Annotated in this window: 24 protein-coding genes, 1 pseudogene and 1 other annotated feature; of the genes and pseudogenes, 18 read left to right on the top strand and 7 right to left on the bottom strand. The window is 62.7% G+C overall.

Going from position 1 to position 22,668, the window contains the following annotated elements:
• Nucleotides 1-5 precede the first annotated feature (5 nt).
• From argS to RDM88_RS03870, 4 genes are all read right to left on the bottom strand, one after another.
• Nucleotides 6-1,700, bottom strand: a complete 1,695-nt coding sequence (gene argS, locus RDM88_RS03885; protein WP_308753426.1) for an arginine--tRNA ligase — start codon at nucleotides 1,698-1,700, stop codon at nucleotides 6-8.
• Nucleotides 1,701-1,837: 137 nt separating this feature from the next.
• Nucleotides 1,838-2,263 carry a DUF1934 domain-containing protein gene (locus RDM88_RS03880; RefSeq protein ID WP_242970803.1) on the bottom strand — a complete coding sequence of 142 codons (426 nt, stop codon included), beginning with the start codon at nucleotides 2,261-2,263 and terminating at the stop codon, nucleotides 1,838-1,840.
• A 21-nt stretch (nucleotides 2,264-2,284) separates the two neighbouring features.
• Nucleotides 2,285-3,097: a glutamate racemase gene (gene murI / locus RDM88_RS03875; RefSeq protein WP_308753423.1), complete on the bottom strand. Its 813-nt coding sequence runs from the start codon at nucleotides 3,095-3,097 to the stop codon at nucleotides 2,285-2,287.
• Nucleotides 3,098-3,133: 36 nt separating this feature from the next.
• Complete coding sequence (locus RDM88_RS03870; RefSeq protein ID WP_308753421.1) at nucleotides 3,134-4,195, bottom strand: D-alanine--D-alanine ligase family protein; 1,062 nt, start codon at nucleotides 4,193-4,195, stop codon at nucleotides 3,134-3,136.
• A gap of 212 nt (nucleotides 4,196-4,407) precedes the next feature.
• On the opposite strand from RDM88_RS03870, the gene RDM88_RS03865 reads away from it, so the two are divergent.
• Nucleotides 4,408-5,346 (top strand): AEC family transporter, encoded by a 939-nt coding sequence (locus RDM88_RS03865; protein WP_308753419.1) that lies wholly within the window; start codon nucleotides 4,408-4,410, stop codon nucleotides 5,344-5,346.
• 506 nt (nucleotides 5,347-5,852) lie between these two features.
• Here the strand turns inward: RDM88_RS03865 and RDM88_RS03860 are convergent.
• The gene (locus RDM88_RS03860) at nucleotides 5,853-6,068 is read right to left on the bottom strand and encodes a helix-turn-helix transcriptional regulator (protein ID WP_308753417.1); all 216 of its coding nucleotides are present in this window, start codon (nucleotides 6,066-6,068) and stop codon (nucleotides 5,853-5,855) included.
• Between the two features lie 96 nt (nucleotides 6,069-6,164).
• On the opposite strand from RDM88_RS03860, the gene RDM88_RS03855 reads away from it, so the two are divergent.
• The 8 genes and pseudogenes from RDM88_RS03855 (at nucleotide 6,165) to rplL (ending at nucleotide 10,219) form a co-directional block, all read left to right on the top strand.
• Nucleotides 6,165-6,434, top strand: a complete 270-nt coding sequence (locus tag RDM88_RS03855; RefSeq protein ID WP_308753415.1) for a DUF6809 family protein — start codon at nucleotides 6,165-6,167, stop codon at nucleotides 6,432-6,434.
• Between the two features lie 154 nt (nucleotides 6,435-6,588).
• Nucleotides 6,589-6,738 carry a 50S ribosomal protein L33 gene (rpmG, locus tag RDM88_RS03850; protein ID WP_006876590.1) on the top strand — a complete coding sequence of 50 codons (150 nt, stop codon included), beginning with the start codon at nucleotides 6,589-6,591 and terminating at the stop codon, nucleotides 6,736-6,738.
• 21 nt (nucleotides 6,739-6,759) lie between these two features.
• A complete protein-coding gene (gene secE, locus RDM88_RS03845; RefSeq protein ID WP_308753410.1) occupies nucleotides 6,760-6,987 on the top strand; it encodes a preprotein translocase subunit SecE in 228 nt (75 codons plus the stop codon).
• Nucleotides 6,988-7,031: 44 nt separating this feature from the next.
• Entirely contained in the window at nucleotides 7,032-7,556 is a 525-nt protein-coding gene (nusG, locus tag RDM88_RS03840; RefSeq protein WP_308753408.1) for a transcription termination/antitermination protein NusG, read from the top strand.
• Nucleotides 7,557-7,671: 115 nt separating this feature from the next.
• Entirely contained in the window at nucleotides 7,672-8,097 is a 426-nt protein-coding gene (rplK, locus tag RDM88_RS03835) for a 50S ribosomal protein L11 (RefSeq protein WP_308753407.1), read from the top strand.
• A gap of 56 nt (nucleotides 8,098-8,153) precedes the next feature.
• The gene (rplA, locus tag RDM88_RS03830; RefSeq protein ID WP_308753405.1) at nucleotides 8,154-8,846 is read left to right on the top strand and encodes a 50S ribosomal protein L1; all 693 of its coding nucleotides are present in this window, start codon (nucleotides 8,154-8,156) and stop codon (nucleotides 8,844-8,846) included.
• Between the two features lie 160 nt (nucleotides 8,847-9,006).
• Nucleotides 9,007-9,160, top strand: a sequence feature (ribosomal protein L10 leader region).
• Nucleotides 9,161-9,178: 18 nt separating this feature from the next.
• Nucleotides 9,179-9,682: pseudogene (rplJ, locus tag RDM88_RS03825) on the top strand (50S ribosomal protein L10); the annotation flags it as partial.
• Nucleotides 9,683-9,841: 159 nt separating this feature from the next.
• Nucleotides 9,842-10,219 carry a 50S ribosomal protein L7/L12 gene (gene rplL, locus RDM88_RS03820; RefSeq protein ID WP_101548828.1) on the top strand — a complete coding sequence of 126 codons (378 nt, stop codon included), beginning with the start codon at nucleotides 9,842-9,844 and terminating at the stop codon, nucleotides 10,217-10,219.
• A 122-nt stretch (nucleotides 10,220-10,341) separates the two neighbouring features.
• On the opposite strand, the gene RDM88_RS03815 is transcribed toward rplL, so the two are convergent.
• The gene (locus RDM88_RS03815) at nucleotides 10,342-11,379 is read right to left on the bottom strand and encodes a DUF4349 domain-containing protein (protein WP_308753404.1); all 1,038 of its coding nucleotides are present in this window, start codon (nucleotides 11,377-11,379) and stop codon (nucleotides 10,342-10,344) included.
• Between the two features lie 149 nt (nucleotides 11,380-11,528).
• Nucleotides 11,529-13,064 (bottom strand): serine hydrolase, encoded by a 1,536-nt coding sequence (locus RDM88_RS03810; RefSeq protein ID WP_308753402.1) that lies wholly within the window; start codon nucleotides 13,062-13,064, stop codon nucleotides 11,529-11,531.
• A 239-nt stretch (nucleotides 13,065-13,303) separates the two neighbouring features.
• Between RDM88_RS03810 and RDM88_RS03805 the strand changes: the two genes are divergently transcribed.
• The 9 genes from RDM88_RS03805 to rpiB all read left to right on the top strand — a co-directional run bounded on the left by RDM88_RS03805 (nucleotide 13,304) and on the right by rpiB (nucleotide 22,597).
• Complete coding sequence (locus RDM88_RS03805; protein WP_308753401.1) at nucleotides 13,304-14,599, top strand: O-acetylhomoserine aminocarboxypropyltransferase/cysteine synthase; 1,296 nt, start codon at nucleotides 13,304-13,306, stop codon at nucleotides 14,597-14,599.
• A 25-nt stretch (nucleotides 14,600-14,624) separates the two neighbouring features.
• A complete protein-coding gene (locus RDM88_RS03800; RefSeq protein WP_308753399.1) occupies nucleotides 14,625-15,299 on the top strand; it encodes a metallophosphoesterase in 675 nt (224 codons plus the stop codon).
• An 88-nt stretch (nucleotides 15,300-15,387) separates the two neighbouring features.
• Nucleotides 15,388-16,392, top strand: a complete 1,005-nt coding sequence (locus RDM88_RS03795) for a LacI family DNA-binding transcriptional regulator (protein WP_308753398.1) — start codon at nucleotides 15,388-15,390, stop codon at nucleotides 16,390-16,392.
• 247 nt (nucleotides 16,393-16,639) lie between these two features.
• Nucleotides 16,640-17,683, top strand: a complete 1,044-nt coding sequence (alsB, locus tag RDM88_RS03790; RefSeq protein ID WP_308753396.1) for a D-allose transporter substrate-binding protein — start codon at nucleotides 16,640-16,642, stop codon at nucleotides 17,681-17,683.
• A 158-nt stretch (nucleotides 17,684-17,841) separates the two neighbouring features.
• Nucleotides 17,842-19,368, top strand: coding sequence for an ATP-binding cassette domain-containing protein (locus RDM88_RS03785; RefSeq protein ID WP_308753394.1), 1,527 nt, complete (start codon nucleotides 17,842-17,844; stop codon nucleotides 19,366-19,368).
• 17 nt (nucleotides 19,369-19,385) lie between these two features.
• Complete coding sequence (gene alsC, locus RDM88_RS03780) at nucleotides 19,386-20,360, top strand: D-allose ABC transporter permease (RefSeq protein ID WP_308753392.1); 975 nt, start codon at nucleotides 19,386-19,388, stop codon at nucleotides 20,358-20,360.
• 66 nt (nucleotides 20,361-20,426) lie between these two features.
• Nucleotides 20,427-21,113, top strand: a complete 687-nt coding sequence (gene alsE, locus RDM88_RS03775) for a D-allulose 6-phosphate 3-epimerase (RefSeq protein ID WP_308753390.1) — start codon at nucleotides 20,427-20,429, stop codon at nucleotides 21,111-21,113.
• A 15-nt stretch (nucleotides 21,114-21,128) separates the two neighbouring features.
• Nucleotides 21,129-22,061 (top strand): allose kinase, encoded by a 933-nt coding sequence (gene alsK, locus RDM88_RS03770; protein ID WP_308753388.1) that lies wholly within the window; start codon nucleotides 21,129-21,131, stop codon nucleotides 22,059-22,061.
• A gap of 74 nt (nucleotides 22,062-22,135) precedes the next feature.
• Nucleotides 22,136-22,597: a ribose 5-phosphate isomerase B gene (rpiB, locus tag RDM88_RS03765; protein WP_308753386.1), complete on the top strand. Its 462-nt coding sequence runs from the start codon at nucleotides 22,136-22,138 to the stop codon at nucleotides 22,595-22,597.
• Nucleotides 22,598-22,668 lie beyond the last annotated feature (71 nt).

Below are 22,668 nucleotides of genomic sequence, written 5' to 3'. Positions count from 1 at the left end.
TCCTCCTACATGCTTTCAGGGTAGGTGATTTTTAGCAGATTTAATACATTCCGTATAACCGTCCGCGCCGCGAGGCAGAGGTTGAGGCGCGCCTGCATGAGCGGCTCGGCCTCCCCCTTGACGCGGCAGACGGTATAATACTTGTGGAAAAGCGTCGCGACGTCGATCGCGTACTTGGTGAGGCGCGCGGGGTCGTAGCTCCTGGCCGCGTCGACGATCTCCTGCGGGAAGCGCGCGAGCGCGCGGATGAGCTCGGCCTCCTCGGGGGTGTTCAGCGCGGCGAGCTCCTTTTGGGTGCAGGCGCGCGGGACGACGCCCTCCTCTGCGAGCTTGCGCAGCAGGGAGCAGATGCGCGCGTGCGCGTACTGCACATAGTAGACGGGGTTCTGCATCGACTGTTCGACCGCCAGCCCGAGGTCGAAATCGACCATCGAGTTGGGCTCGCGCAGGTTGAAGAGGAAGCGCGCCGCGTCGACCGGCACCTCGTCGATGAGGTCGGTCAGCGAGATCGCCTTGCCGGTGCGCTTGGACATCTTGACCGGCTGGCCGTCCTGCATGAGCCGCACGAACTGCATCAGCACGATATCCAGCTTGGAGCCGTCGAGCCCGATGGCGTCCATCGCGCCCTTGAGGCGGGCCACATGGCCGTGGTGGTCGGCGCCCCACACGTTGATGACCCGCTGGAAGCCGCGCACCGCGAACTTGTTGTAGTGGTAGGCGATGTCCGCCGCGAAATAGGTGGGGAAGCCGTTGGCGCGCACGAGCACCTCGTCCTTCTCGCCGCCGTTTTCGGTGGCGCGGTACCAGAGCGCCCCCTCCTTCTCGTAGGTCATGCCGCGCTCGGTGAGCTTTTGGATCGCCTCGTCGATCGCGCCGTGGTGCAGGCCGCTCTCGTGGAACCACACGTCGTAGACGATGCGGTAGCGCTCGAGGTCGGCCTTCAGCTTTTCGATGTTTTTGGGCAGCGCGTAGTCGACGAGCGCCCGGCGGCGTTCCTCCGCCGGCGCGTCGAGGTACTTGTCCCCGTTTTGGTCCGCGAATTCCTTTGCGCGCTCGCGGATGTCGTCCCCGTGGTAGCCGTCCTCGGGGAAGGGAACCGCCTCCTCGCCTCTGTAGAGCTGGAGATAGCGGGCCTCGAGGGAGAGGCCGAACTTTTCGATCTGGTTGCCCGCGTCGTTGACGTAGAACTCGCGGGTCACGTCGTAGCCCGCCCAGTCGAGCGCGGCCGCGAGGCAGTCGCCCAGCGCGCCGCCGCGCGCGTTGCCCATGTGCATGGGCCCGGTGGGATTGGCGGAGACGAACTCGACCTGGACTTTTTCCCCGCGCCCAAAGCCGGTGCGGCCGAAGGAATCCCCCTCGTGCAGCACCGCCGCGACGACGTCCGCGAACCAGGCGTCCTTGAGGAAGAAGTTGATGAACCCCGGCCCGGCGATCTCCGTCCGGTCAAAGGGGCTGCCCGAGAGGTCGAGATGCCGGCAGATCGCCTCGGCGATCTTGCGGGGCGCGCTTTTGAAGGGGCGCGCGCAGGCCATCGCGATGTTGGAGGCGAAGTCGCCGTGGGAGGTGTCCGCGGGGATCTCGACGACGAAGTCGGGCAGCTCGTTCGAGGCGGGCAGCGCCCCCTCCTCGACGGCCCTTTCGAGCGCGGCGTCGAGCAGCTGCGCGACTGTCTGTTTGGTTTCAGCGATCGGGTTGGTCATCCTGTCACACATCCTGTACATTTATATTTTGCCGTTTCTTTTGTCTTTCCCGCGCGGGCGGCGCTTCGCCAAAGTGCGCGGCGGTTCGCCCGGATGAAACGTTTTTGGGGGTTCCAGGGGAACAAATTTCCCCCTGGCTATGCCTGCTCGCGCACGTTGATATAGACGGCGTTTTCGCTGGCGAGCAGGGTGTTGACGTCGAGCGAATAGGCGAATTCGAGCCTGCCGCCGTGGTCGCCGAGCTCGGAGACCACGCGGTCGCCCGACACGCCGATCATCATGGGGCCGTAGCCGGTGTCGTAGTGGCACTGGTGGCGCACGCCCCGCTCGACGATGAGCTGGCTTTTGGCGGTGCCGGTGCGCAGCAGGGTGACCTTGTCGCTCTGCTCGACCTTGAGCACCGTGTGGGTGCCGTCGAAGCCGGTGGCCTCCGATTCGTCGTAGGCGATATAGTAGTTGCCGTTGCGCTTATAATAGGAGCCGGTCGTGAAGAGCTCGATCTCGTCCTCGTCGCCCTCCTGCTTATAAACGCCTTTGATTTCGATCAGAACATCCTTTTTCATCCATAACATCCTTTGTGTACGCTAAAGCGTATCCAGATCAATCTGCGTGACCTCTCCCTCGACGCCGCCGCCCAGAAACAGGCCGGCGATTTCGGTGAACCCGTCGGGGGAGTCGCTCACATAAAATTCGGCGCCGCCCCCGCCCGGGCCGGCGAGCAGGTCCTCCCGGGCGAGATAGCCCTGCGCCCAGCGGGCGACCTGCTTTCCGGCGTCGATAAGGGTGACGCGGGAGCCGAGCACCCGGTCGATGATATCGTAGATGAGCGGGTAGTGGGTGCAGCCGAGGATAAGGGTGTCGACCCGCTCGTCGATCATGGGCTTGAGATAGATTTCCGCGACCTTCGCGGTGATCTCGTTGTCCGGCTGGATAAAGCCGCTCTCCACCAGCGGCACGAAGAGGGGGCAGGCGTTTCCGAAGGTGCGCGCGTCGGGGTTGATCGTGCGGATGGCGCGCCCGTAGGCGCCCGAACGCACGGTCGCGGTGGTGCCGATCACGCCGATGCGGCCGTTGACGGTGGCGGCGCAGGCCGCCTGCGCGGCGGGGACGACGACGCCCGAGAAGGGCACGCCCGCCTCGGCGGAGAGCTCGGGCGTGAGGACCGAGCTGACGGTGCCGCAGGCGGCGATGACCAGCTTGACCTCGTGCCGCCTGAGGAAGCGGATGTCCTGCATCGCATATTTCCGGATCGTCTCGCGGCTGCGGTTGCCGTAGGGGACCCGTCCGGTGTCCCCGAAATAGACGATCCGCTCGTCCGGCAGCAGCTTTCTCAGCTCCCTGACGGTGGTGAGGCCGCCCAGCCCCGAATCAAATACGCCGATCGCACGGTTGTCCATGCCGCTCACCTCTTTCTTCCTGAGTGGTGGGTTCGATTATTTTTCCAGCGCGAGCCGGATGAGCCGGTCGATCAGCTCGGGATAGGGGACGCCCGCCGCCTCGAAGAGCTTGGGATACATGGAAATCGAGGTGAAGCCGGGCAGCGTGTTGATCTCGTTGAGGATGATCCCGCCGTCCCGTTCCGCGAAGAAATCGACGCGCGCCAGCCCGGTGCAGCCCATCGCGGCGAACGCCCGCACGGCGGCCGCGCGGATCGCCCCGCTCGTCTCCTTCGGGATGCGCGCGGGGATGTACAGGTCGGTGGAATCGTCGAGGTACTTGCCCTCGTAGTCGTAAAACTCGTGGTGGGGGACGATCTCCCCGACGACCGACGCGGCCGCGTCGGTGTAGTTGCCGAGCACGGCGCATTCGACCTCCGCGCCGGTGATCGCCCGTTCGACGACCACCTTCCGGTCGTAACGGAACGCCTCGTTGAGCGCGGCGAGCAGCTCCGCCCGGTCCTTCGCCTTGCCGACGCCGACCGACGAGCCGGTATTGGCGGGCTTGACGAACATCGGGTAGCCGAGCTTTTCCCGCAGGGAGGGTTCGAGGGAATCGAAGCGGGCGAGCTGCGGCCGCACGAGCGCCGTGTAGGGCGCGGTGCGGATGCCCGCCGCCTCGAGCAGGATATGGGTGACCTCCTTGTCCATGCAGGTGGAGGAGGCCAGCACCCCGCAGCCCACATAGGGGATGCCCGCCATCTCGAAGAGGCCCTGGATGGTGCCGTCCTCGGCGTGCTCGCCGTGCATGACGGGGAAGATCACGTCGACGGGAACGTTTTCCGGCCCTCCGGGACCCTGCCGCAGCAGGCCGCCGCAGGAACGGTCGGGGGAGATGACCGCCGGGGTGACGGGGCCGTTTTCAAGCCACCGGTCCGCCTCGAGGTCGTCGACCGACCCGCCGTATTCATACCAGCGCCCGTCCTTCGTGATGCCCACCATGACCACGTCGTAGCGGTCGCGCGGGATGTTGCGCAGCACCGACGCCGCCGAGCGCAGGGAGACTTCGTATTCGCTGGAGACCGAGCCGAAAACCACGGCTACTGTTTTTTTGCCCAAAGAAAACCCCTCACATCCAGATATAGAAATATTCATAATAATTCAATCTATATTCTAGCACAAACGCCGATAGTACGCAATGAGGTAACCTGTCGGTATTTTGGCGGGAAGCGGGGGCGCGCTTATCCAAAATCACAAGGCGGGCGTCTCTCCTTGACTTTCCGCCCGCGCGCGGATAAGATTGTGGTAGGACAGAATTGAGGAGGGATTGTGTGGAAAGCCTGCAAATGGCCCTGAACGTCGTCGTCCCAATGTTCCTGATGCTCGCGCTGGGCTACCTGCTGCGCAGGATCGGCATGTTCGACCAGCACACGCTCGACAAGATGAACGACGTCTGTTTCAAGGTGTTTATGGCGCCGCTCCTCTACTACAACATCTACACGGCGCGCGCCCCTGTCGGCGAAAGCGGGCGGATGCTGCTGTTCGCGGTGGTGAGCGAGCTGCTCCTGTTCGCCGCGCTGTGGATCGTCACGGTGGCGGTCGAAAAGGAGAACCCCCGCCGCGCCGCGCTGCTCCAGGGCATGTTCCGCACCAACGCGGTGCTCTTCTGCACGGCGATCGGCACCTCGATTCTCGGGGAGGGCAACATCGGCCCGATCTCGCTGCTCGTGTCGGTGGTCGTGCCGCTCTACAACGTGCTGACGGTCATCGAGCTGGAAATTTTCCGCGGCGGAAAGATCAAGCCGGGGAAAATCGCGCTCGGCGTGCTCAAAAATCCCTATATCGTCGCGGCGATCCTAGGCTACCTGACGGTCGGGCTTCATATTCAGCTCCCAGTCCCGGTGGTGACCTCGCTGCGGGACGTCACCCGCTGTTCCACGCCGGTGGCGCTGATGGTGCTGGGCGGGCTCTTCAACTTCGGCGCGGTGCGCGGCAACCTGCGCAACATCATTGTGGGCGTGGCGGGCCGGCTGGTGGTCGTGCCTGCGATCATGCTGCCGATTACGATCTGGATGGGCTTCCGCGGCGTGGAGCTGGTGGGGCTGATGGGGATGTTCACCGCGCCGACGGCGGTGGCCTCCTTCAACATGGCGCTCGCGATGGACGCGGACTACGACCTTGCGGGGCACCTTGTGGTGTTCGGCACGATGCTTTCGGTCGTGACGATCTTCTTCTGGGTCTTCGGCCTGGGTTATCTGGGCTATATCTAAGGCAGGGGAACTGTTAATTCAGTCGTGGCGCGGCCCGCGGGACAGACCCAAAAGTTTCGCCGGCCTTTTCAAAGGCCGTGGGGTCGAGGGGCGAAGCCCCTTGCCGCCGCCGCAGCGGCGGAAGGCTTTTGCCTGAGAAGCGATTTTTTCGGTTCCTTTTTTCAAGAAAAAAAGGGACAAAGAGGCGCCCGTTTTGCGGGCGCCTCCACTTATCTGTTGACAAAGGAAAGATCTCCCATTAGTATGGGGATAGACAGGAGCGCGTTTCGTCGGACGGTTCTTCCGCCTTCCGCTGCCGGGCAGCCCGGCAGGGAGGAGGTGGTGCGCGGATGGAGTACATAATCATCTTCGCGATGCTTATGCTGTTCATCATCGTGGCAATAAAAAAGTAACCGTCCACCCCTGCAAGCGTTGACGGTTACTTTTTGTAACTAGAAACCGGCGGGATAACCGTTTAACGGTTACGCCTCCTGTCTACTTTTATTATATGCAAAAGGCGGGGAAAGTCAAGTCTCTTCGCGTGGATGTGCGTTTTCCATCAGGCGGTCGAGTGAGACACGGTAGTAACGCGCGAGGGTGATAAGATGGTGCGCAGGGATTTCGGTGGTTCCGGTTTCCCAGCGGGAATATTGTTTTTGTGTGGTGCCAAGAAGCTTTGCAATCTCCCATTGCTTCTTTTCCTTGTCTTCCCGAAAGTCTTTTATCCTAGGATACACAAACATAACCACACCCCCTGTAAAAACTATAGGTTAGTACAGAAAAGGGATATTGACTTTACCCCATAATTGGGATAAAGTATGTGTAAAGGGGGCGTGATTATGTCTGTTATTCTCGATTTGTTCAATGGCGATCTTGATGTGGCGGGGCGCAGCATGAGGAATATTCCCGGCAGGAGGGAAGCCGCAGAACTGTTCCGGACACGGCGGGAAGAGTTTTGCCATGCCATCAGCGACGAACAGAAAGCTCAGCTGGACGGGGTACTGGACGCACAGAGAAGTTTCCTCGGCATCGAGCAGCAGGACGCGTTCCGGGAGGGGTTCTGCCTCGGAGCGCGGCTGATGCTTGAGATCCACGCCGAAAAGGGCTGAAATCATGTAAAAAAACGGAATTCGGGGCTTGACGGGACAGGCCCGTTGTGGTATGATGAATACACCTCTAAAAGGGTTATTTTTTTTGTCCAAAAACAACCTGTTTCCTTTTCGAGGGAGGCAAAAAAATCCGGTATTATCAGGAGGTGCCGAAATGAGAGTGAAAATTACTCTGGCCTGCACGGAGTGCAAACAGCGCAACTACAACAAGATGAAAAACAAGAAGAACGATCCCGACAGACTTGAGATGAACAAGTACTGCAAGTTCTGCCGGAAGCACACCCTGCACAGGGAAACGAAGTGAGGATGAAAGGCGGGTCTAACGATGGCAGATAGCGCAGCGCAGAAAAAACCCGGCTTCATCGACAGGGTGAAACGCTTTTTCAGGGATATCAAGGGCGAGGTCAAAAAGATCGTCTGGCCCAGCAAGAAACAGGTTATCAACAATACGGTGATCGTCGTCATCATGGTCGTGATCTCCGCTGTCGTCGTCGCCTGCTTCGACACCGTCGCAACCCTGCTGATTCATCTCTTTACCAGCCTGCTCGGATGACGGCGGTAAGGATGCTGGCGTTCAAATGATCGGGAGGTGGATGCATGGCGGACTCTGATATGAGATGGTATGTGGTGCACACCTATTCCGGTTATGAGAACAAGGTTGCCACGAACATTGAAAAAGCGGTGGAAAACAGGAAGCTCCACGACCTGATCGGCGAGGTGAAGGTCCCCACCGAAATGGTCACGGAGATCAAGGACAACAAAAAACGCGAAGTCGAACGCAAAATTTTCCCGGGTTACGTGCTCGTGAAGATGATCATGACCGACGACAGCTGGTATGTCGTGCGCAATATCCGCGGCGTCACCGGGTTCGTCGGGCCGGGCAGCAAGCCCGTCCCCCTGACGGAGGAAGAGGTGCAGCGGCTGGGCGTCGAACAGCGCAACATCGAGGTCAATTTTGCGGTGGGCGATTCGGTCCGGGTGAGCGACGGTTATCTCGAGGGCTTCATCGGCACGGTCGACGAGATCGACCTGCAGAACGCCCTTGTGCGCGTCACCGTTTCGATGATGGGCAAGGACGTGCCCGTCGAACTCGAAATCGACCAGATCGAACCCTTGAACTAATCTTTTTTGAGAGGCGCCGGTGCGATTCCGGCGATATGAGCCGGTGTGAACCGGCTTGTGGGAGGGACGTTCCTGCGTCCCGAAATGAACCACTAATTTTGGAGGTGCTTTTTAAATGGCTCAGAAGATTGTCGGCTACATCAAGCTGCAGATCCCGGCAGGCAAGGCAACGCCCGCCCCGCCGGTCGGCCCGGCGCTCGGCCAGCACGGCGTCAACATCATGGCGTTTACCAAGGATTTCAACGAGCGCACCAAGAACGAAGCGGGTATGATTATCCCGGTCGTCATCACTGTGTATGCCGACCGTTCCTTTAGCTTTATCACCAAAACGCCGCCTGCGGCCGTTTTGATCAAAAAGGCGATCAACCTGCAGAGCGGTTCCGGCGTGCCCAACAAGACCAAGGTCGGCACGATCACCAGGGAACAGCTCAGGAAGATCGCGGAGCTGAAAATGCCCGACCTCAATGCCGCGAACGTCGATACGGCGATCAGCATGATCGCGGGTACCTGCCGCAGCATGGGCGTCGAAGTCGCAGACTAAGCTCCCGGGTGGGAGGAAAAATCCGTTAATGACCACTCTAAGGAGGAAATGTTCAGATGAAACACGGTAAGAAATATACAGACAGCGCAAAGCTGGTCGACAGCCAGAAGCTGTACGACACGGCCGAGGCGCTTGATCTTTGCACGAAGACCGGCAAGGCGAAATTCGACGAGACCGTTGAGGTCCATGTCCGTCTGGGCGTCGACAGCCGCCATGCCGACCAGCAGGTCCGCGGCGCGGTCGTGCTCCCCAACGGTACCGGCAAAAAGGTCCGCGTGGCCGTCTTCTGCAAGGCCGACAAGGCCCAGGCCGCGCTCGACGCGGGCGCCGATATCGTCGGCGCGGAGGACCTGATGGAGCGCATCCAGAAGGAAGGCTTCATGGAGTTCGACGTCGTGGTCGCCTCGCCCGACATGATGGGCGTCGTCGGCCGCCTCGGTAAAATCCTCGGCCCCCGCGGCCTCATGCCGAACCCGAAGGCCGGCACCGTCACCCCCGACGTCGCCAAGGCCGTCCAGGAGGCCAAGGCCGGTAAGATCGAGTACCGCCTCGACAAGACCAACATCATCCACTGCCCGATCGGCAAGGTTTCCTTCGGCGTGGAGAAGCTGCAGGAGAACTTCGACACCCTGCTCGGCGCGATCGTGAAAGCGAAGCCCGCCGCCGCCAAGGGCCAGTACGTCAAGTCCTGCGTGGTCGCTTCCACGATGGGCCCCGGCATCAAGATCAACCCCGGCCGCTTTGTCTGATTGCTGAGAATCAAAAGCTCCCCGCTTTCGCGGGGAGCTTTTTCGCGGGACGGCGGCCGGCCCCGCGGTTTCGTCCGGCCCCTGTCGGCCGCACCGGAAAAATTCTCCGCCCGCGGCGCGCGGGGGACGCATCAGGGCTTGACAGTCTGGCAAAAATATGATAAACTTACAAAGCTGTCCGAAGACAGCAGGTGTCATTACGACATAAAAGGCTCCGGCCTTGCCTGCCGAGGAAAGGCGTAATCCCCTCGCGGTGACGCGCGGGTTTGATGCTCTTTTCGCGGTTTGGCGAAAAGGGCTTTTTTTGATGAATCAGTTGGAGGTGAATGAATTTGCCAAGCGAGAAAATTCTCCAGCAGAAGCAAGAGGCGGTCGCCACGCTGACGGAAAAGCTGAAAAACGCTGCCGCGGGCGTGCTGGTCGACTACAAGGGGATCAATGTTGCCGACGATACCAAGCTCCGTAAGGAACTGAGGGAAGCCGGCGTCGAGTACGCGGTCGTCAAGAACACGCTGCTCCGCTTCGCGGCAAAGGAGGTCGGTTACGACGCACTGGATTCGGTGCTCGAAGGAACCACCGCCCTGGCCCTGAGCGACGGCGACCAGGTCGTCGCGGCCAAGATCCTGACCAAGTATGCGGAGGACAGCAAGGGAAAGTTTGTTGTCAAGGCCGGCTTTGTTGACGGCGGCGTGATCGACGCTGCGAAGGTCGCCGAACTCGGCAAGCTCCCGAACAGGGAAGCGCTGCTTTCGATGCTGTGCAGCGCGCTGCAGGGCAACCTGCGCGGTCTGGCCGTCGCGCTGAACGCGATCGCCGAGAAGAGCGGCGAGGCCGCTCCCGCCGAGGAAGCCGCCCCCGCCGAAGAGGCCGCAGCTCCCGCCGAAGCCGCTCCCGCGGCCGAGGAACCCGCCCCCGCGGCTGAGGAGGCCGCTCCCGCCGCCGAATAAGCGGTTTACGACGTTCCAATGAAATGAAACTAATAGGAGGTATTTATTATGGCTTCTGAGAAAATTCTGAAGTTTGTAGAAGATGTCAAAGGCCTCACCGTCCTCGAGCTCAACGAGCTGGTCAAGGCGATTGAGGAAGAGTTCGGCGTTTCCGCCGCCGCTCCGGTGATGGTCGCCGGCGGCGCCGCCGCCGCTGCTCCCGCCGCTGAGGAGAAGAGCGAGTTCGACGTCATCCTGACCAACGCCGGCGCTTCCAAGATGGGCGTCATCAAGCTGGTCAAGGAGATCACCGGCCTGGGCCTCAAAGAGGCGAAGGCCCTCGTCGACGAGGCTCCCAAGCCGGTCAAGGAAGGCGCTTCCAAGGCCGACGCCGAGGACATCAAGAAGAAACTCGAGGATGCCGGCGCGACCGTCGAGCTCAAGTAAGTTTCTGCAAAACCGCAAAAAAGAGGCCGTCCGCAGGGACGGCCTCTTTTCATTTGGGGGAAACGGGACGCGCCCTCCGGGGAGATCGCCCGGAGGGCTTCCGCGGGAATCCTCCGCACGGATTATTCCTGCGGTTTCTCCTCCTCCGGCGCGGGAGGAACCTGCGCGGCGGGGGCCGCGGGCCGGGAGGCCTTTTTCTCACGGCGCTTTTTGCCGGCGCGCAGGATGGCGCGGACGATCAGCAGGACCGCGAGGACGATCACGGCCCAGAGGATCAGCACGGGCCCGATCTCGACGACGCCGAGCAGGAGCCCCTGCACCGACGCGACGAGGTGGTTGCCGGCGCGCGCCGTGGCGGCGGAGAGCTTTTCCCCGAAGGTCTTGGGCTTGGCGGCCGTCTCCTGATATTCGACGACCTCGCGCAGGTCCATGTTGAGGTAGGAGTAGGTCACCTGCGAATCCATCCGCTTGAGCTGGGCGGTGAGGGATTCGATCTGGTAGCGCACGTCGGAAAGCGCGGTCTGAAGCTGGACGACGTCCTCGAGCTTCTCCGCCTTGGAGAGGATCTCGAGCAGCGACGCCTCCTGCTGGCGCAGCGAGTCGAGGCGCGCCTGCGCGTCGAAGTAGCTGTCGGTGATGTCGTCCATGTTTTCGCTGCGGGAGACGATGTTGCAGAGCCCCCCGACGCTTGCGACCACCGCGTCGAGCTTTTCGGCGGGCACCCGCGCCGTGACCGACGCGCTGCGCTCGTAGTAGCTGCCGCGGTAGCTGAGGCTCTGCCCGTCGACGCTCTGGCTCTCCACATAGCCGCCGGCCCCGCTGATAAGCTCGGAAATCTGTGCGAGCGCCTGCTCGAACTCCATCGTTTCGAGGGAGAGGTAGCTGTGCTTGACGATCTTGCGGTTGGCGAGCGCACCGGCGGCCTGCGCGCTTGATTCAGCCGCTTCGGCGGGGGCCTCCATCGCGAGCGACTTCATCTGGAAGCCGTTCATGTCGGCGGCCGCTTCCTCCGTGTATCCGCTGTACGCGGCGGTGTCCGCCATGGAGGGGGACGACGGGGCCGCGACTGTTTTGGGCAGAGCCGACGCGCCGCAGGCGCTCAGCAGGAGGGAGAGGGCGGCGAGGAGCGCAAGAAGCGGAATCCAATTTCTGTGTTTCATTTTTTTGACCTCCCAATTCATCATGTCGGGATATCCGGCGCCCCTGCGGGCGGTTCGTTCACGGCCGTTTCAATCAAAAGGTGCGGCGGAAGGCCGGTTTTACTGCACGAAAAACGGGATGCCGCGCGGCATCCCGTTTGAAATTCGATTTACCGCTTCTGCTGGGGCGGGCGGCGGCGCTTGGCCTGGTAGCGGCGCTTGTTGTGGTTGCGCACGATCATCAGGGCGATGTAGAGCACGACCACGATGATGACGAATACCAGGATGAACTTGAAGATGAAATTGCCGAAAAAGGCCTTCACCTTTTCCAGATAGACGAGCGAGACGCTCGCCTCGACCGTCTCGCCCGCGACGAGGGACACGCTGCCGACCTCCTCGCCCATGAGCATCAGCTTGACGCGGCCGACCTCCTGACCCTTTTCGACGGGCGCGTCGATGAAGAGCTCGACCTTGCCCTTCTGGCCCTTGACCGGCCGTTCGACAGCGTTGAAGATTTCGACCTGCGGCTCGATATCGTCGCCGGTCACGTCCTTGTTCACGAGGGTGGCGAACTTGTCCGCCGCGAAGAGCTTGATATAGTCGGTGTCCCACGAGAGCCGCACGTTGACCCCCGCGACCTCCTCGCCTACGCTCATGAGCGTCTTGACGCGGAAGTTGTCGAACGCCCAGTCGTAGAGGCGCGCGGTGTCGCGGAAGGCGAGGTTGTTGGCGTAGATCTCGCCGTCGGGGCTGCGGTAGGGCGCGCCCAGGCAGACGGCCAGGTAGGTGTAGCCGTCCCGCGTCGCCGTCGAGACGAAGTTGACGACCCCCTGTCCCGGCTCGGGCAGGGTGCCCGTCTTGATGCCGCGCAGACCCTCGTAATAGTAGCCGTCGGTGTCGGCGGCGTTGATCATCCTGTTGGTGGAGATCCAGGTGATGCCGCTCTCCGGGCCGCCGGCCGGGTAGGCGGTGTAGACCCGGGTGTTGGCCATCTCCATGTAGTCCTCGTTCTGCATCGCGTACTGGGCGATGAGCGCCATGTCGTAGGCGGTGGTGTAGTTCTCCTCCCCCTCGATGTAGAGGCCGGTCGGGTTGGAGAAGTGGGTGTTCTTCGCGCCGATCTCCTTGGCCTTCTGGTTCATCATCACGCAGAAGTCCTCGATGCTGCCGTTGCCGACATAATCGGCCAGCATCATCGCGGCGGCGTTGACCGACTGGGTGAGGGAGCCGTAGAGCAGGTCGCGCAGCGTGAACTGCACCCCCTGGTAGATGCCGCCGTCGCCCGCCTGCAGGTTATACAGATAGTTCTGGATGTAGGTTTTGAGCTCGGTGGTCTCCGCGTCAAGGTCGTGGTCGCTCTCGAGCACGACGAGCGCGGTCATGATCTTGGTCAGAGAGGCGGGCTGGATGCGCTCCATCTCGTTGCGGTTGTAGACCGGCTCGCCCGAATCGACGTTGAGCAGGTAGATGCCCTGCGACTGGTAGAGCTCCTCGTCGGGGGGCACATAGGGGGAGAGGGAGGCGCCCGACGAGGCGCTTCCGGCGCCGTCCGAAGCGCCGGAGGCCGGCTCCGACGAGGAATCCCCCGATGAATTTTCCGACGATCCGGCGGAGGAGCCGCCGTCCTTCGGCGCCGCCAAAAGCGGCGTGGCCAGCATGGTACAGGCGACCGTCAGCGCCAGGAGGAATGCGCACCATCTTTTCATTTCAGCTTCCGTTTCCCCGCTGCCGGAGCGGCATCACAAAAGCCGGCTGCTTCGCGGCAGGATTCAAGCAGCGGCGTCAGATCAAATGTGGGATTGCCGATTGCGCCCGGTGGCAAATTGTGATAAAATGAACCCGATACATTTTACTAGAATAGCCAATATCTACCCACAGTATACCAAAAGTTCCGGCAAAAGAAAAGACAAATTTCGAGGAATTTTGCAGCACGGGAGGAAATGAGATGCTGGATTACGCGGATAAAAATTACGGCTTCGACACGCTGATGGTGCACGCGGGCACCCGGCCCGACCCCGAGACCCATTCTGTGGCGCTGCCCATCTATCAGACGACCGCCTACACCTTCGACAGCACCGAGCACGCGGCGCGGCTCTTCGAGCTCAAGGAGCCGGGCAACATCTACACCCGCCTGAGCAACCCCACCGTCGACGCGCTCGAGCGCCGGGTGGCCGCGCTCGACGGCGGCATCGGCGCGCTCGCCTTCGCGTCGGGGCACGCGGCGATGGTCCACACCTTCCTCAACCTCGCGGGCGCGGGGGACGAGATCGTCTCCTCCATCTGCATCTACGGCGGCGCGATCAACATGATGGGCGTCACCCTCGGGCGGATCGGCATCAAGGTGAAATTTGTCGACCCGGGCGACCTTTCGGCGTGGGAGGCGGCCGTCACCGACCGCACCAAGGCGTTCTTCGTCGAGGCGATCGGTAACCCCAACGCGAATGTGGCGGACATCGAGGCGATCGCCGCGATCGCCCACCGCCACGGCGTCCCGATGATCGTCGACTCGACCTTCACCACCCCCTACCTGCTGCGCCCCATCGACTACGGCGCGGACTACGTCGTCCACTCCGCCACCAAGTTCCTCGGCGGCCACGGCACCGCCATGTGCGGCATCGTGACCGACGCGGGCACCTTCGACTTCAACGGCAACCCCCGCTTCCCGCTCTACACCGAGCCGGACGTGAGCTACCACGGGGTCGTCTTCGCGAAGGACTGCGGCAGCGCGGGCTTCATCTCCCGGCTGCGCGCGATGATGCTGCGCGACCTCGGCGGCTGCTGCGCGCCGCTGAGCGCCTTCCTCATCATGCAGGGCATCGAGACCCTCTCGCTGCGCATGAAGCACATCTCCGAGAGCGCCCTCGCGATCGCCGAACACCTCGAAGGCCACCCCGACGTGGCATTCGTCAACTATCCGGGCCTCAAGTCCAGCCCCTACTGCCCGCTCGTACGGAAATACCTGCCCAAAGGCGCGGGCGGCGTCTTCACCTTCGGGCTCAAGGGGGGCCGCGAGCGGGGCGCGAAGCTCATCGACTCGCTGGAGCTCATCCTGCACGTCACCAACGTCGGCGATTCCCGCACCCTCATCAGCCACCCGGCCTCCACCACCCACAGCCAGCTCTCCGACGAGCAGCTCGCCGAGAGCGGCATCAAGCCGGAGACCGTCCGCCTGTCGGTGGGGCTGGAGGACCCGGCGGATTTGATCGCCGATCTCGACCGGGCCATCGCGGCCGCGAAATAACCGCCATCCACGGGGGAAACAATCTATGATTTATGTGACGGGAGATGTCCACGCCGACCTCGGCCGCTTCAAGGGAAAGGCCGCCAAAAAGCTCAAAAAGGGCGACACGCTGATCGTCTGCGGCGACTTCGGCTTTGTGTGGGACGGCTCCAAAAAGGAACAGCGTGTGCTCAAATGGCTGGGCAGGCGCCGCTACAGCGTCCTCTTCGTAGAGGGCACCCACGACAACCTCGACCTGCTCGCGGGCTATCCGGTCGTCGACTTCTGCGGCGGGAAGGCGCGGCAGATCAGCGGCAAATGCCACCAGCTGCTCCGCGGCGAGATCTATACGATCGAGAGCGACGAGATCTTCGCCTTCGGGGGCGGGGAAAGCTCCGATTCGGACGCGCGCGTCCCCGGCGTGAGCTGGTGGCTGGGCGAGCTGCCCGACGCGGAGGAGCTCGCGCACGCGCGGGAAAACCTGGCCGCCCGCGGCAATGTCGTCGACTACATCATCACCCACTCGGCCTCCAACACGGTCAACGGGTTTCTCAACATGGACGGCGACCATGTGAACCAGCTGGAGGCGTTCCTCGACGAGGTCTCCCAGACGGTGCGCTACAAGCACTGGTTCTTCGGGAGCATCCACCTCGACAAGGTCATCCCGCCGATGTACCACGCCGTCTACCAGGAGATCCTGCCCCTCAAGGGGATGAAATAACAAAAACGCGGGGGGCTTGCAAAACTCCCGCGCAGCGCGTATACTGTTCGGAAATGAGCGTTTCCGGAGCGGATCGGGAGGGACAGGCGTGGAAAAAGCCAAAAGCATCAAGGAGATCGCCCGGCTGGCCGGCGTTTCGACCGCAACGGTCTCCCGCGTCATCAACCAGAACGGGAGGTTCTCCAAGGAGACGGAGGAGCGGGTGCTCCAGGTCATCCGGCAGAACGACTACACCCCGAATATGAGCGCCAAGGGGCTGCGCACCAGCCGGACGCGCGTCATCGGCGTGGTGGTGCCGGACATCACCAACCCGCACTTCGCCAATGTGGTGCTCCACCTTGAGATGGAATTCACCCGGCGGGGCTACTCCTGCCTGATCTGCAACACCAACGAATCCTCCTCGCTGGAAAAAAAGCACATCCGGTCGCTGACCGCCCAGAACGTCAGCGGGATCGTGCTGATCTCCAGCACCCGCAACTACGCCGAACTGGACAGCCTGCCGGTGGTCTACGTCGACCGCCCCTCCCGCAGCGAAAAGGAGCGCGGGGAGGGCGTGATGATCGAATCGGACAACACCCAGGGGGGCTACCTCGCCGCGCGGGAGCTGCTGAACGCGGGCTGCCGGCACATCCTCATACTCAAATGCCTCGGCAACGACTCCAACCAGCTCGCCCGGTACAGGGGCTTTCAGCGGGCGCTTGAGGAGGCCGGCGTGGAGGAGGAGGAAGCCCTGCGGATCAACCTCGACGCGGTGACGATCGACGGCGCGCGCAGGGCGGTCGCCGACCTGCTCGACGGCGGGGTGGTGTTCGACGGCATCGTGTCCACCACCGACACGCTGGCCGCTGGGGCGGTCATCGCGCTGCGCGAGCACGGGCTTTCGGTGCCGCGGGACGTGCTGGTGACCGGGTTTGACGACTGCCAGCTCGCCGAGGCGTGCGGACCCGGACTCACGAGCGTGCACCAGGACGTGGCGGAGATGTCGCGGCTGGCCACCGAGCTGCTCTTCCGGATGATGCGCGGCGAGCGGCCGGAGCACCGCCACTACCGGCTGCCGGTGTCGCTGACGGTGCGGGAATCGACCCGCAGGTGACGGAAAAAGAATGAAGACCGGGCGCCGCCTTTGGGCGGCGCCCGGTTTTTGTAACGCTTTTGTAATCAATCCGGGTAATTTGCACAAGTTGAGCAATCGATTACCCATCAAATCGATGAAATTGATTCCACGCAGTTGACATTCATCTGGCGAAATATTATATTTGGGGTGCAGTGAGAAAACGATTACCCGTTTTCGACACCTTCCGCCCCGACCGGGGCGGGACAACATGTTAGGAGGAAATTCAATGAAAAAGATCATCGCGATTCTTTTGGCTATGGCAATCGGTCTGAGCCTGGCGGCCTGCGGGTCCACCCCCGCCCAGCCTTCCCAGCCCGCGGCCCCCGCCGAGGACGCCGCTCCCGCTGAGGACGCCGCTCCCGCGGAAGACGCCGCGCCGTCCAATGACGGCAAGGCGGAGTACGCCGTTGTCCTGAAGGTTCTCTCCAGCCAGTTCTGGCAGACCATGCGCGACGGCATCCAGGCCGAGGCCGACAGGATGGGCATCAAGGTCGACATCTATGCCGCCAACACCGAGGACGACGTCGAGGGACAGGTCACCCTGCTCGAAAACGCCATCTCCACCGGCTATAAGGCGATCGGCGTGGCTCCGATCTCCGACGTGAACCTGAACAACGCGATTGCTGACGCGACCTCCAAGGGCATCAAGATCGTCGACATCGACGAGAAGGTCAACCTGTCCGCGCTTGCCGAGCTGGGCGGCGCCTGCACCGCTTATGTCGCCACCGACAACGTGGCGGTCGGCAAACTCGGCGCCGAGTACCTGATCGAGCAGATCGGCGGCGCCGGCGAAGTCGCCATCGTCGAGGGCAAGGCCGGCGCGGTTTCCGGCGAGAACCGCCGCGACGGCGCGAAGGCCGCCTTTGAAGCTGCGGGCCTCACGATCGTTGAGAGCCAGCCGGCCGACTGGGACCGCACCAAGGCGTATGACGTCGCCACCAACTACATCACCGCGCATCCCGACCTCAAGGCGATCTACTGCTGCAACGACACCATGGCGATGGGCGTGCAGGAGGCTGTCGAGGCTTCCGGCAAGGACATCAAGGTCTGCGGCACCGACGGCAACGACGATGCGATCCAGTCCGTCGCGGACGGCAAGCTGACCGCCACCGTCGCGCAGGACCCCGCCGCCGTCGGCGCGAAGGGCCTGCAGCTGATGGTCGAGGCCGTTGAGAACGACACCGCGATGGAGCCCGGCGCCGAAGTCCCGGTTTACGGCATCGACGCGATCCTCATCACCAGCGAGAATGCCTCCGAGTATATCAAGTAATCACCGACGCAGACGCGCCGCCGCCGCCCCGCAGGGGGCGGCGCTGCGTCAGGCGCTGCGAGTGGCAGGCACCGCGCCCCCGGCGGGGCGCCTGCCCAGCTGACCGCGTCTGGCGGCGGCGCCGGAAATGATCATCTCTTTGAAAGGGGAGGGCGCGATTGGAACCCATCATCCAAATGAAAGAAATCACCAAACGCTTTCCGGGCGTTGTGGCGCTGGACCGCATCAACTTTGACGTGCGCCCCGGCGAGGTGCATGTCCTGCTGGGAGAGAACGGCGCCGGAAAATCGACCCTGATGAAGGTGCTGAGCGGCGCCTACAGGCCGGACGGTGGGACCATCGTGCTGGAGGGCAAGGAGTATTCCCACCTCACGCCGCACCTGTCCGCCGAGGGCGGCATCAGCATCATCTACCAGGAACTGAGCGTGGTCAACTGGCTGGACATCCGCGAGAACATCTTCATGGGCCGCCTGCCGATGAAGCACGCGGGCCCGCTGGCAATGGTCGACTACGCCGAAATGAACGCGCGCACCGAGGAGCTGCTCAAAAAGGTCAACCTCTCGAGCCGCAAGCCGACCACCAGCGTGGGCGACCTGAGCATCAGCGAAAAGCAGATGGTCGAGATCGCCAAGTCGGTCGCCTTCAACGCCAAGGTCATCGTCATGGACGAACCGACCTCCTCGCTGACCGATGAGGAGATCCAGAAGCTCTTCGTCATCATCCGCCAGCTCAAGGAGGAGGGCAAGGGCGTGGTGTTCATCTCCCACAAGCTCTCCGAGATCGCCGAGATCGGCGACCGCATCACGATCATGAAGGACGGCGGCTATGTGGGCACCTACCAGGTGGCCGACCTCACCACCGACGACATGGTCCGTCTGATGGTCGGGCGCGAGATCAAGGGCACTTACCAGCACAAGCCGGAGGAGCACTACGAATTCGGCGACGTGATGTTTGAATGCAAAAACCTCACCCGCAAAGACGGCAGGGCGAAGGACATCTCCTTCAGCCTGCGCCGCGGCGAAATCCTCGGGTTCTCGGGGCTCGTAGGCGCGGGGCGCAGCGAGACGATGTGCGCCATCTACGGCGCCGCGCCCAAGTCCTCGGGCGAAATCTGGCTCGAAGGCAGGCAGCTCTCGATCAAAAATCCCTACCAGGCGCTGCGCCAGGGCATCGGGATGGTGACCGAGAACCGCCGTGAGACGGGATTTTTCCAGAACTTCAGCAACAAGCGCAACATCTCCATCGCTTATCAGCTCAAGCGGTCCTCCCTCGACGGGATGATGGGGCTGACCAACAACGCCGAGGAGCAGCGGCTCGCCGAAAAGGAGCGCACGGACATCCAGATCAAATGCGCCTCCCTCGAGCAGCTCACCTCGCAGCTTTCGGGCGGCAACCAGCAGAAGGTCATCCTCGGGAAATGGATGGCGGCCGGCGTCAAGCTGCTCATCTTCGACGAGCCCACCAAGGGCATCGACGTCGGGACCAAGAGCGAGATTTACAAGCTGATGCGCGGGCTCGCCGACGGAGGAATCGGGGTCATCGTGGTCTCCAGCGAAATGCCGGAGCTGCTCGGCCTCTGCGACCGGATCGCCGTCATGGCGGACGGCAGGATTACGGAAATCTACGACGTGGCGGACGCGACCGAGGAAAAACTCGCAAAGGCCGCCACCGGCGAAACTGCATGACACGGGAGGAGAGCAAGTTGAAAACGATCACGAAACGGCCCTTCACTTTCAGCGATTACTGGGATCGCTACAGCACGATCACGATCCTCGCGATCATGGTCGTCGTATTCGGCATCCTGCGGCCCACCACCTTCCTGACGGGCGGCAACCTCGTCAAGGTGATGGAGCAGAGCTCGATCACCATCCTGCTGGGCCTCGGCGAATTCTTCGCCATCCTGCTCGGCGGCATCGACCTGAGCGTCAGCTCGATCATGGCCCTCTCCGGCGCGCTCACCGCGCAGCTGATGGTCAACGCCGGGTTCCATCCGGTCGTCGCAATCCTTGTCGGCGTGCTGCTGTTCGGCGCCTTCATCGGCTTTTTGAACGGCGTGCTCGTCACCGCCACCGGCCTGCCCCCCTTCATCATCACGCTGGGCACCCAGGCCATCCTGCGCAGCCTCGTCTACATCATCACCGACGCGCGCGCCGTGTCCGGCCTGCCCGCCGCCTTCTCCAAGACGATGGGCGGCAAGCTGTTCGGCGTCGTGCCGGTTCCCATCCTCGTGGCGCTGATCACCGCGACGGTGCTCACCTTCCTGACGACCAAATGCCAGTGCGGCCGCAACCTCTACGCGCTCGGCGGCAACTCGCAGTCCGCCTGGTACGCCGGCATCACCGTCAAAAAGCACACCATCCTCGCCTTTTCGATCTCGGGCGTCTGCGCGGCGCTGGCCGGCATGGTCAACATTGCCCGCCTCGCCGCCGCCGAGCCCAACGCCGGCACCGGCTACGAGACCTTCGCCATCGAGGCCGTCATCATCGGCGGCGCCTCCTTCTTCGGCGGCGTCGGCAAGATCCCCAAAGTCGTCATCGGCGGCCTGATCATCGGCGTCATCAACAACGGACTCAACATGGTCGGCGTCTCCAGCTACTACCAGCAGCTGGCGATGGGCTGCCTGCTCATCCTGGCCGTGACCCTCGACCGGTTCTTCGGCGCAAGCAGGAAGAACTGACCGGCTTTCCCTTTCCCGCCCCGCCCGCCGGGGCGGAGAAACACAGATTTCTCGGAGGTGCCTGTTATGATAAAACCCGAATTTTCCGTGAGCCTGATGTGCATGGATTTCCTGGACATCAGGCATCAGATTGAGGTGCTCGACCAGAAGGCCGACGGCTACCACATCGATATCATGGACGGCCACTACTGTAAGAACATCACCCTCAGCCCCGATTTCATGCGGGCCTGTGCGCGTGTGGCGAAAAAGCCGATGGACGTCCACCTGATGACCACCAACCCCAACGACTGGATCGACGCCTGCGCCGAAGCGGGCGCGGCGCTCATCAGCCCCCACGCGGAGACGATCAACACCGACTGCTTCCGCACCCTCAACCACATCAGGGACGCGGGCTGCAAGGTGGGCGTCACCCTCAACCCGGCGACCCCGCTCTCCTTCTGCAAGCACTACCTCAACCGCATCGACGTGCTCACGCTGATGACGGTGGACGTGGGCTTCGCGGGGCAGCCGTTCATCACCGAGATGCTCGACAAGATCGCCGAGGCCAAACGCCTGCGGGAGGAAAACGGCTGGCACTACCGGATCATGATCGACGGCTCCTGCAACAAGAAAACCTTCAAGCGGCTCTATGAGGCGGGCGCGGAGACGTTTATCCTCGGCACCTCGGGGCTCTTCAACCTGGACGCGGACCTCGCGGCCGCATATGACAAGATGAAAGGACAGTTTGAGGAAGAAACCGGCGTCAAACTGTGAACGGGAGGCCAGACCATGAACGGATCGGAAGCGTATGTGCTCGGGATTGATATCGGCGGCACAAATATGCGGTTCGGCCTGGTGGACGGGTCGCACCGGCTAACGGCCTTCGAGCGGCAGAGCACGCGGGACACCTTCCCGAAGGATTGCGACCCCGCGCAAAAGCTGGCCGAATGCATCCGCGGCTACTGCGGGCGCAGCCTCGGCGGAAAGCTGCCGAAAGCCGTCTCGATCGGCTTTCCCTCCACCATCAACCGCGCGCGCACCGTCGTGGTGCAGACCCCGAACATCGCCTGCATCCCGGACGATTTCGCCGTCGTCGACGCGCTCGAATCCGCGCTCGGCATCCCGGTCTTCATCAACCGGGATGTCAACGACCTGCTGCTTTTCGACCTCGAGGACCTCGGCGTCACCGCGCGGGACTGCGTGGCGGGCATCTACTTCGGCACCGGCATCGGCAACGCCGTGATGGTGGACGGGAAGATCCTGCTGGGCCATAACGGCGTCGCGGCGGAGCTCGGGCACCTGCCCGTCTACGGCAACAAGCAGGTGTGCATGTGCGGCAATGTGAGCTGCATGGAGACGGTGGTTTCGGGCATCGCGCTCGAGCGGATACAGGCGCGGCATTTCCCCGGCACCCCGATCAACCAGCTCTTCGCCCGGCATATGGATTCCTGCGTCATGCAGGACTTCCTCGAGGGCATGGGACAGGCGGTCGCGGCGGAGGCCAACCTCTTCGACCCCGACTGCATCATCCTGGGGGGCGGCCTGCTCCAGATGGAGGGCTTCCCGCGCGGGGCGCTCGAACAGGCGGTGCACCGCTACGCCCGCAAGCCCTACCCCGAGCGGACGCTCGATCTCCGCTATTCGCGCCCCAACCAGGCCAACGGCCCGGTCGGCGCGGCCATCTACGCCGAGAAGCGGCTGGCGGACCCCAGTTACCTGTAAACAAAACAAAACAGCCCGGGCAGCGCGGTTTTGCGCGGGCCCGGGCTTGTGATTTCAGAATGGAGGAAATCGCCATGAAACTTGCCATTGGAAACGACCACGTCGCGGTCGAAATGAAAAAGGAGATCAAGGCCTATCTTGAGGAGAAGGGCATCGAGGTCGTCGACGTCGGCACCAACAGCACCGAGCGGTTCAACTATCCCGTCAGCGGCTACAGGGTCGCGAAGCTGGTGGCCGCCGGCGAGGTCGACGGCGGCGTGCTCATCTGCGGTACCGGCGTGGGCATCTCGCTGGCCGCCAACAAGGTCAAGGGCATCCGCGCCTGTGTGTGCAGCGAGCCCTACTCGGCCAAGCTCTCCAAGCAGCACAACAATTCCAACATCATCGCCTTCGGCGCGCGGGTCATCGGCGTCGAGACCGCCAAGATGATTGTGGATGAGTGGCTGGGCGCCTCCTACGAGGGCGGCCGCCATCAGGTCCGGGTGGATATGATCTCCGAAATCGAGAATACGGGGAGGCTTGCAGCGGCGGAGTGATTTGCCGCTCAGTGAGCGGCGCAGCTGCCGGGTCCCGCCCCGGCGGGCGGGTCCATTTCTTGCGCGCCCAA

Source organism: uncultured Anaerotruncus sp. (genome assembly GCF_902490045.1).
Taxonomy (GTDB): Bacteria; Bacillota; Clostridia; order Oscillospirales; family Ruminococcaceae; genus Anaerotruncus.
The sequence above is the reverse complement of the archived record's forward strand: the minus strand, read 5'-3'. Positions and strand labels throughout refer to the sequence as shown.

Excerpts from the sequence above, each read along its gene's own strand:
- RDM88_RS03810 (WP_308753402.1), bottom strand. The coding sequence starts at position 13,064 with ATGAAAAGATGGTGCGCATTCCTCCTGGCGCTGACGGTCGCCTGTACC.
- argS (WP_308753426.1), bottom strand. The coding sequence starts at position 1,700 with ATGACCAACCCGATCGCTGAAACCAAACAGACAGTCGCGCAGCTGCTC.
- rpiB (WP_308753386.1), top strand. The coding sequence starts at position 22,136 with ATGAAACTTGCCATTGGAAACGACCACGTCGCGGTCGAAATGAAAAAG.
- alsE (WP_308753390.1), top strand. The coding sequence starts at position 20,427 with ATGATAAAACCCGAATTTTCCGTGAGCCTGATGTGCATGGATTTCCTG.
- nusG (WP_308753408.1), top strand. The coding sequence starts at position 7,032 with ATGGCGGACTCTGATATGAGATGGTATGTGGTGCACACCTATTCCGGT.
- RDM88_RS03855 (WP_308753415.1), top strand. The coding sequence starts at position 6,165 with ATGTCTGTTATTCTCGATTTGTTCAATGGCGATCTTGATGTGGCGGGG.
- murI (WP_308753423.1), bottom strand. The coding sequence starts at position 3,097 with ATGGACAACCGTGCGATCGGCGTATTTGATTCGGGGCTGGGCGGCCTC.
- RDM88_RS03805 (WP_308753401.1), top strand. The coding sequence starts at position 13,304 with ATGCTGGATTACGCGGATAAAAATTACGGCTTCGACACGCTGATGGTG.
- rplK (WP_308753407.1), top strand. The coding sequence starts at position 7,672 with ATGGCTCAGAAGATTGTCGGCTACATCAAGCTGCAGATCCCGGCAGGC.
- RDM88_RS03860 (WP_308753417.1), bottom strand. The coding sequence starts at position 6,068 with ATGTTTGTGTATCCTAGGATAAAAGACTTTCGGGAAGACAAGGAAAAG.
- RDM88_RS03800 (WP_308753399.1), top strand. The coding sequence starts at position 14,625 with ATGATTTATGTGACGGGAGATGTCCACGCCGACCTCGGCCGCTTCAAG.
- alsB (WP_308753396.1), top strand. The coding sequence starts at position 16,640 with ATGAAAAAGATCATCGCGATTCTTTTGGCTATGGCAATCGGTCTGAGC.
- RDM88_RS03880 (WP_242970803.1), bottom strand. The coding sequence starts at position 2,263 with ATGAAAAAGGATGTTCTGATCGAAATCAAAGGCGTTTATAAGCAGGAG.
- rplA (WP_308753405.1), top strand. The coding sequence starts at position 8,154 with ATGAAACACGGTAAGAAATATACAGACAGCGCAAAGCTGGTCGACAGC.
- alsK (WP_308753388.1), top strand. The coding sequence starts at position 21,129 with ATGAACGGATCGGAAGCGTATGTGCTCGGGATTGATATCGGCGGCACA.
- rpmG (WP_006876590.1), top strand. The coding sequence starts at position 6,589 with ATGAGAGTGAAAATTACTCTGGCCTGCACGGAGTGCAAACAGCGCAAC.
- rplL (WP_101548828.1), top strand. The coding sequence starts at position 9,842 with ATGGCTTCTGAGAAAATTCTGAAGTTTGTAGAAGATGTCAAAGGCCTC.
- secE (WP_308753410.1), top strand. The coding sequence starts at position 6,760 with ATGGCAGATAGCGCAGCGCAGAAAAAACCCGGCTTCATCGACAGGGTG.
- RDM88_RS03815 (WP_308753404.1), bottom strand. The coding sequence starts at position 11,379 with ATGAAACACAGAAATTGGATTCCGCTTCTTGCGCTCCTCGCCGCCCTC.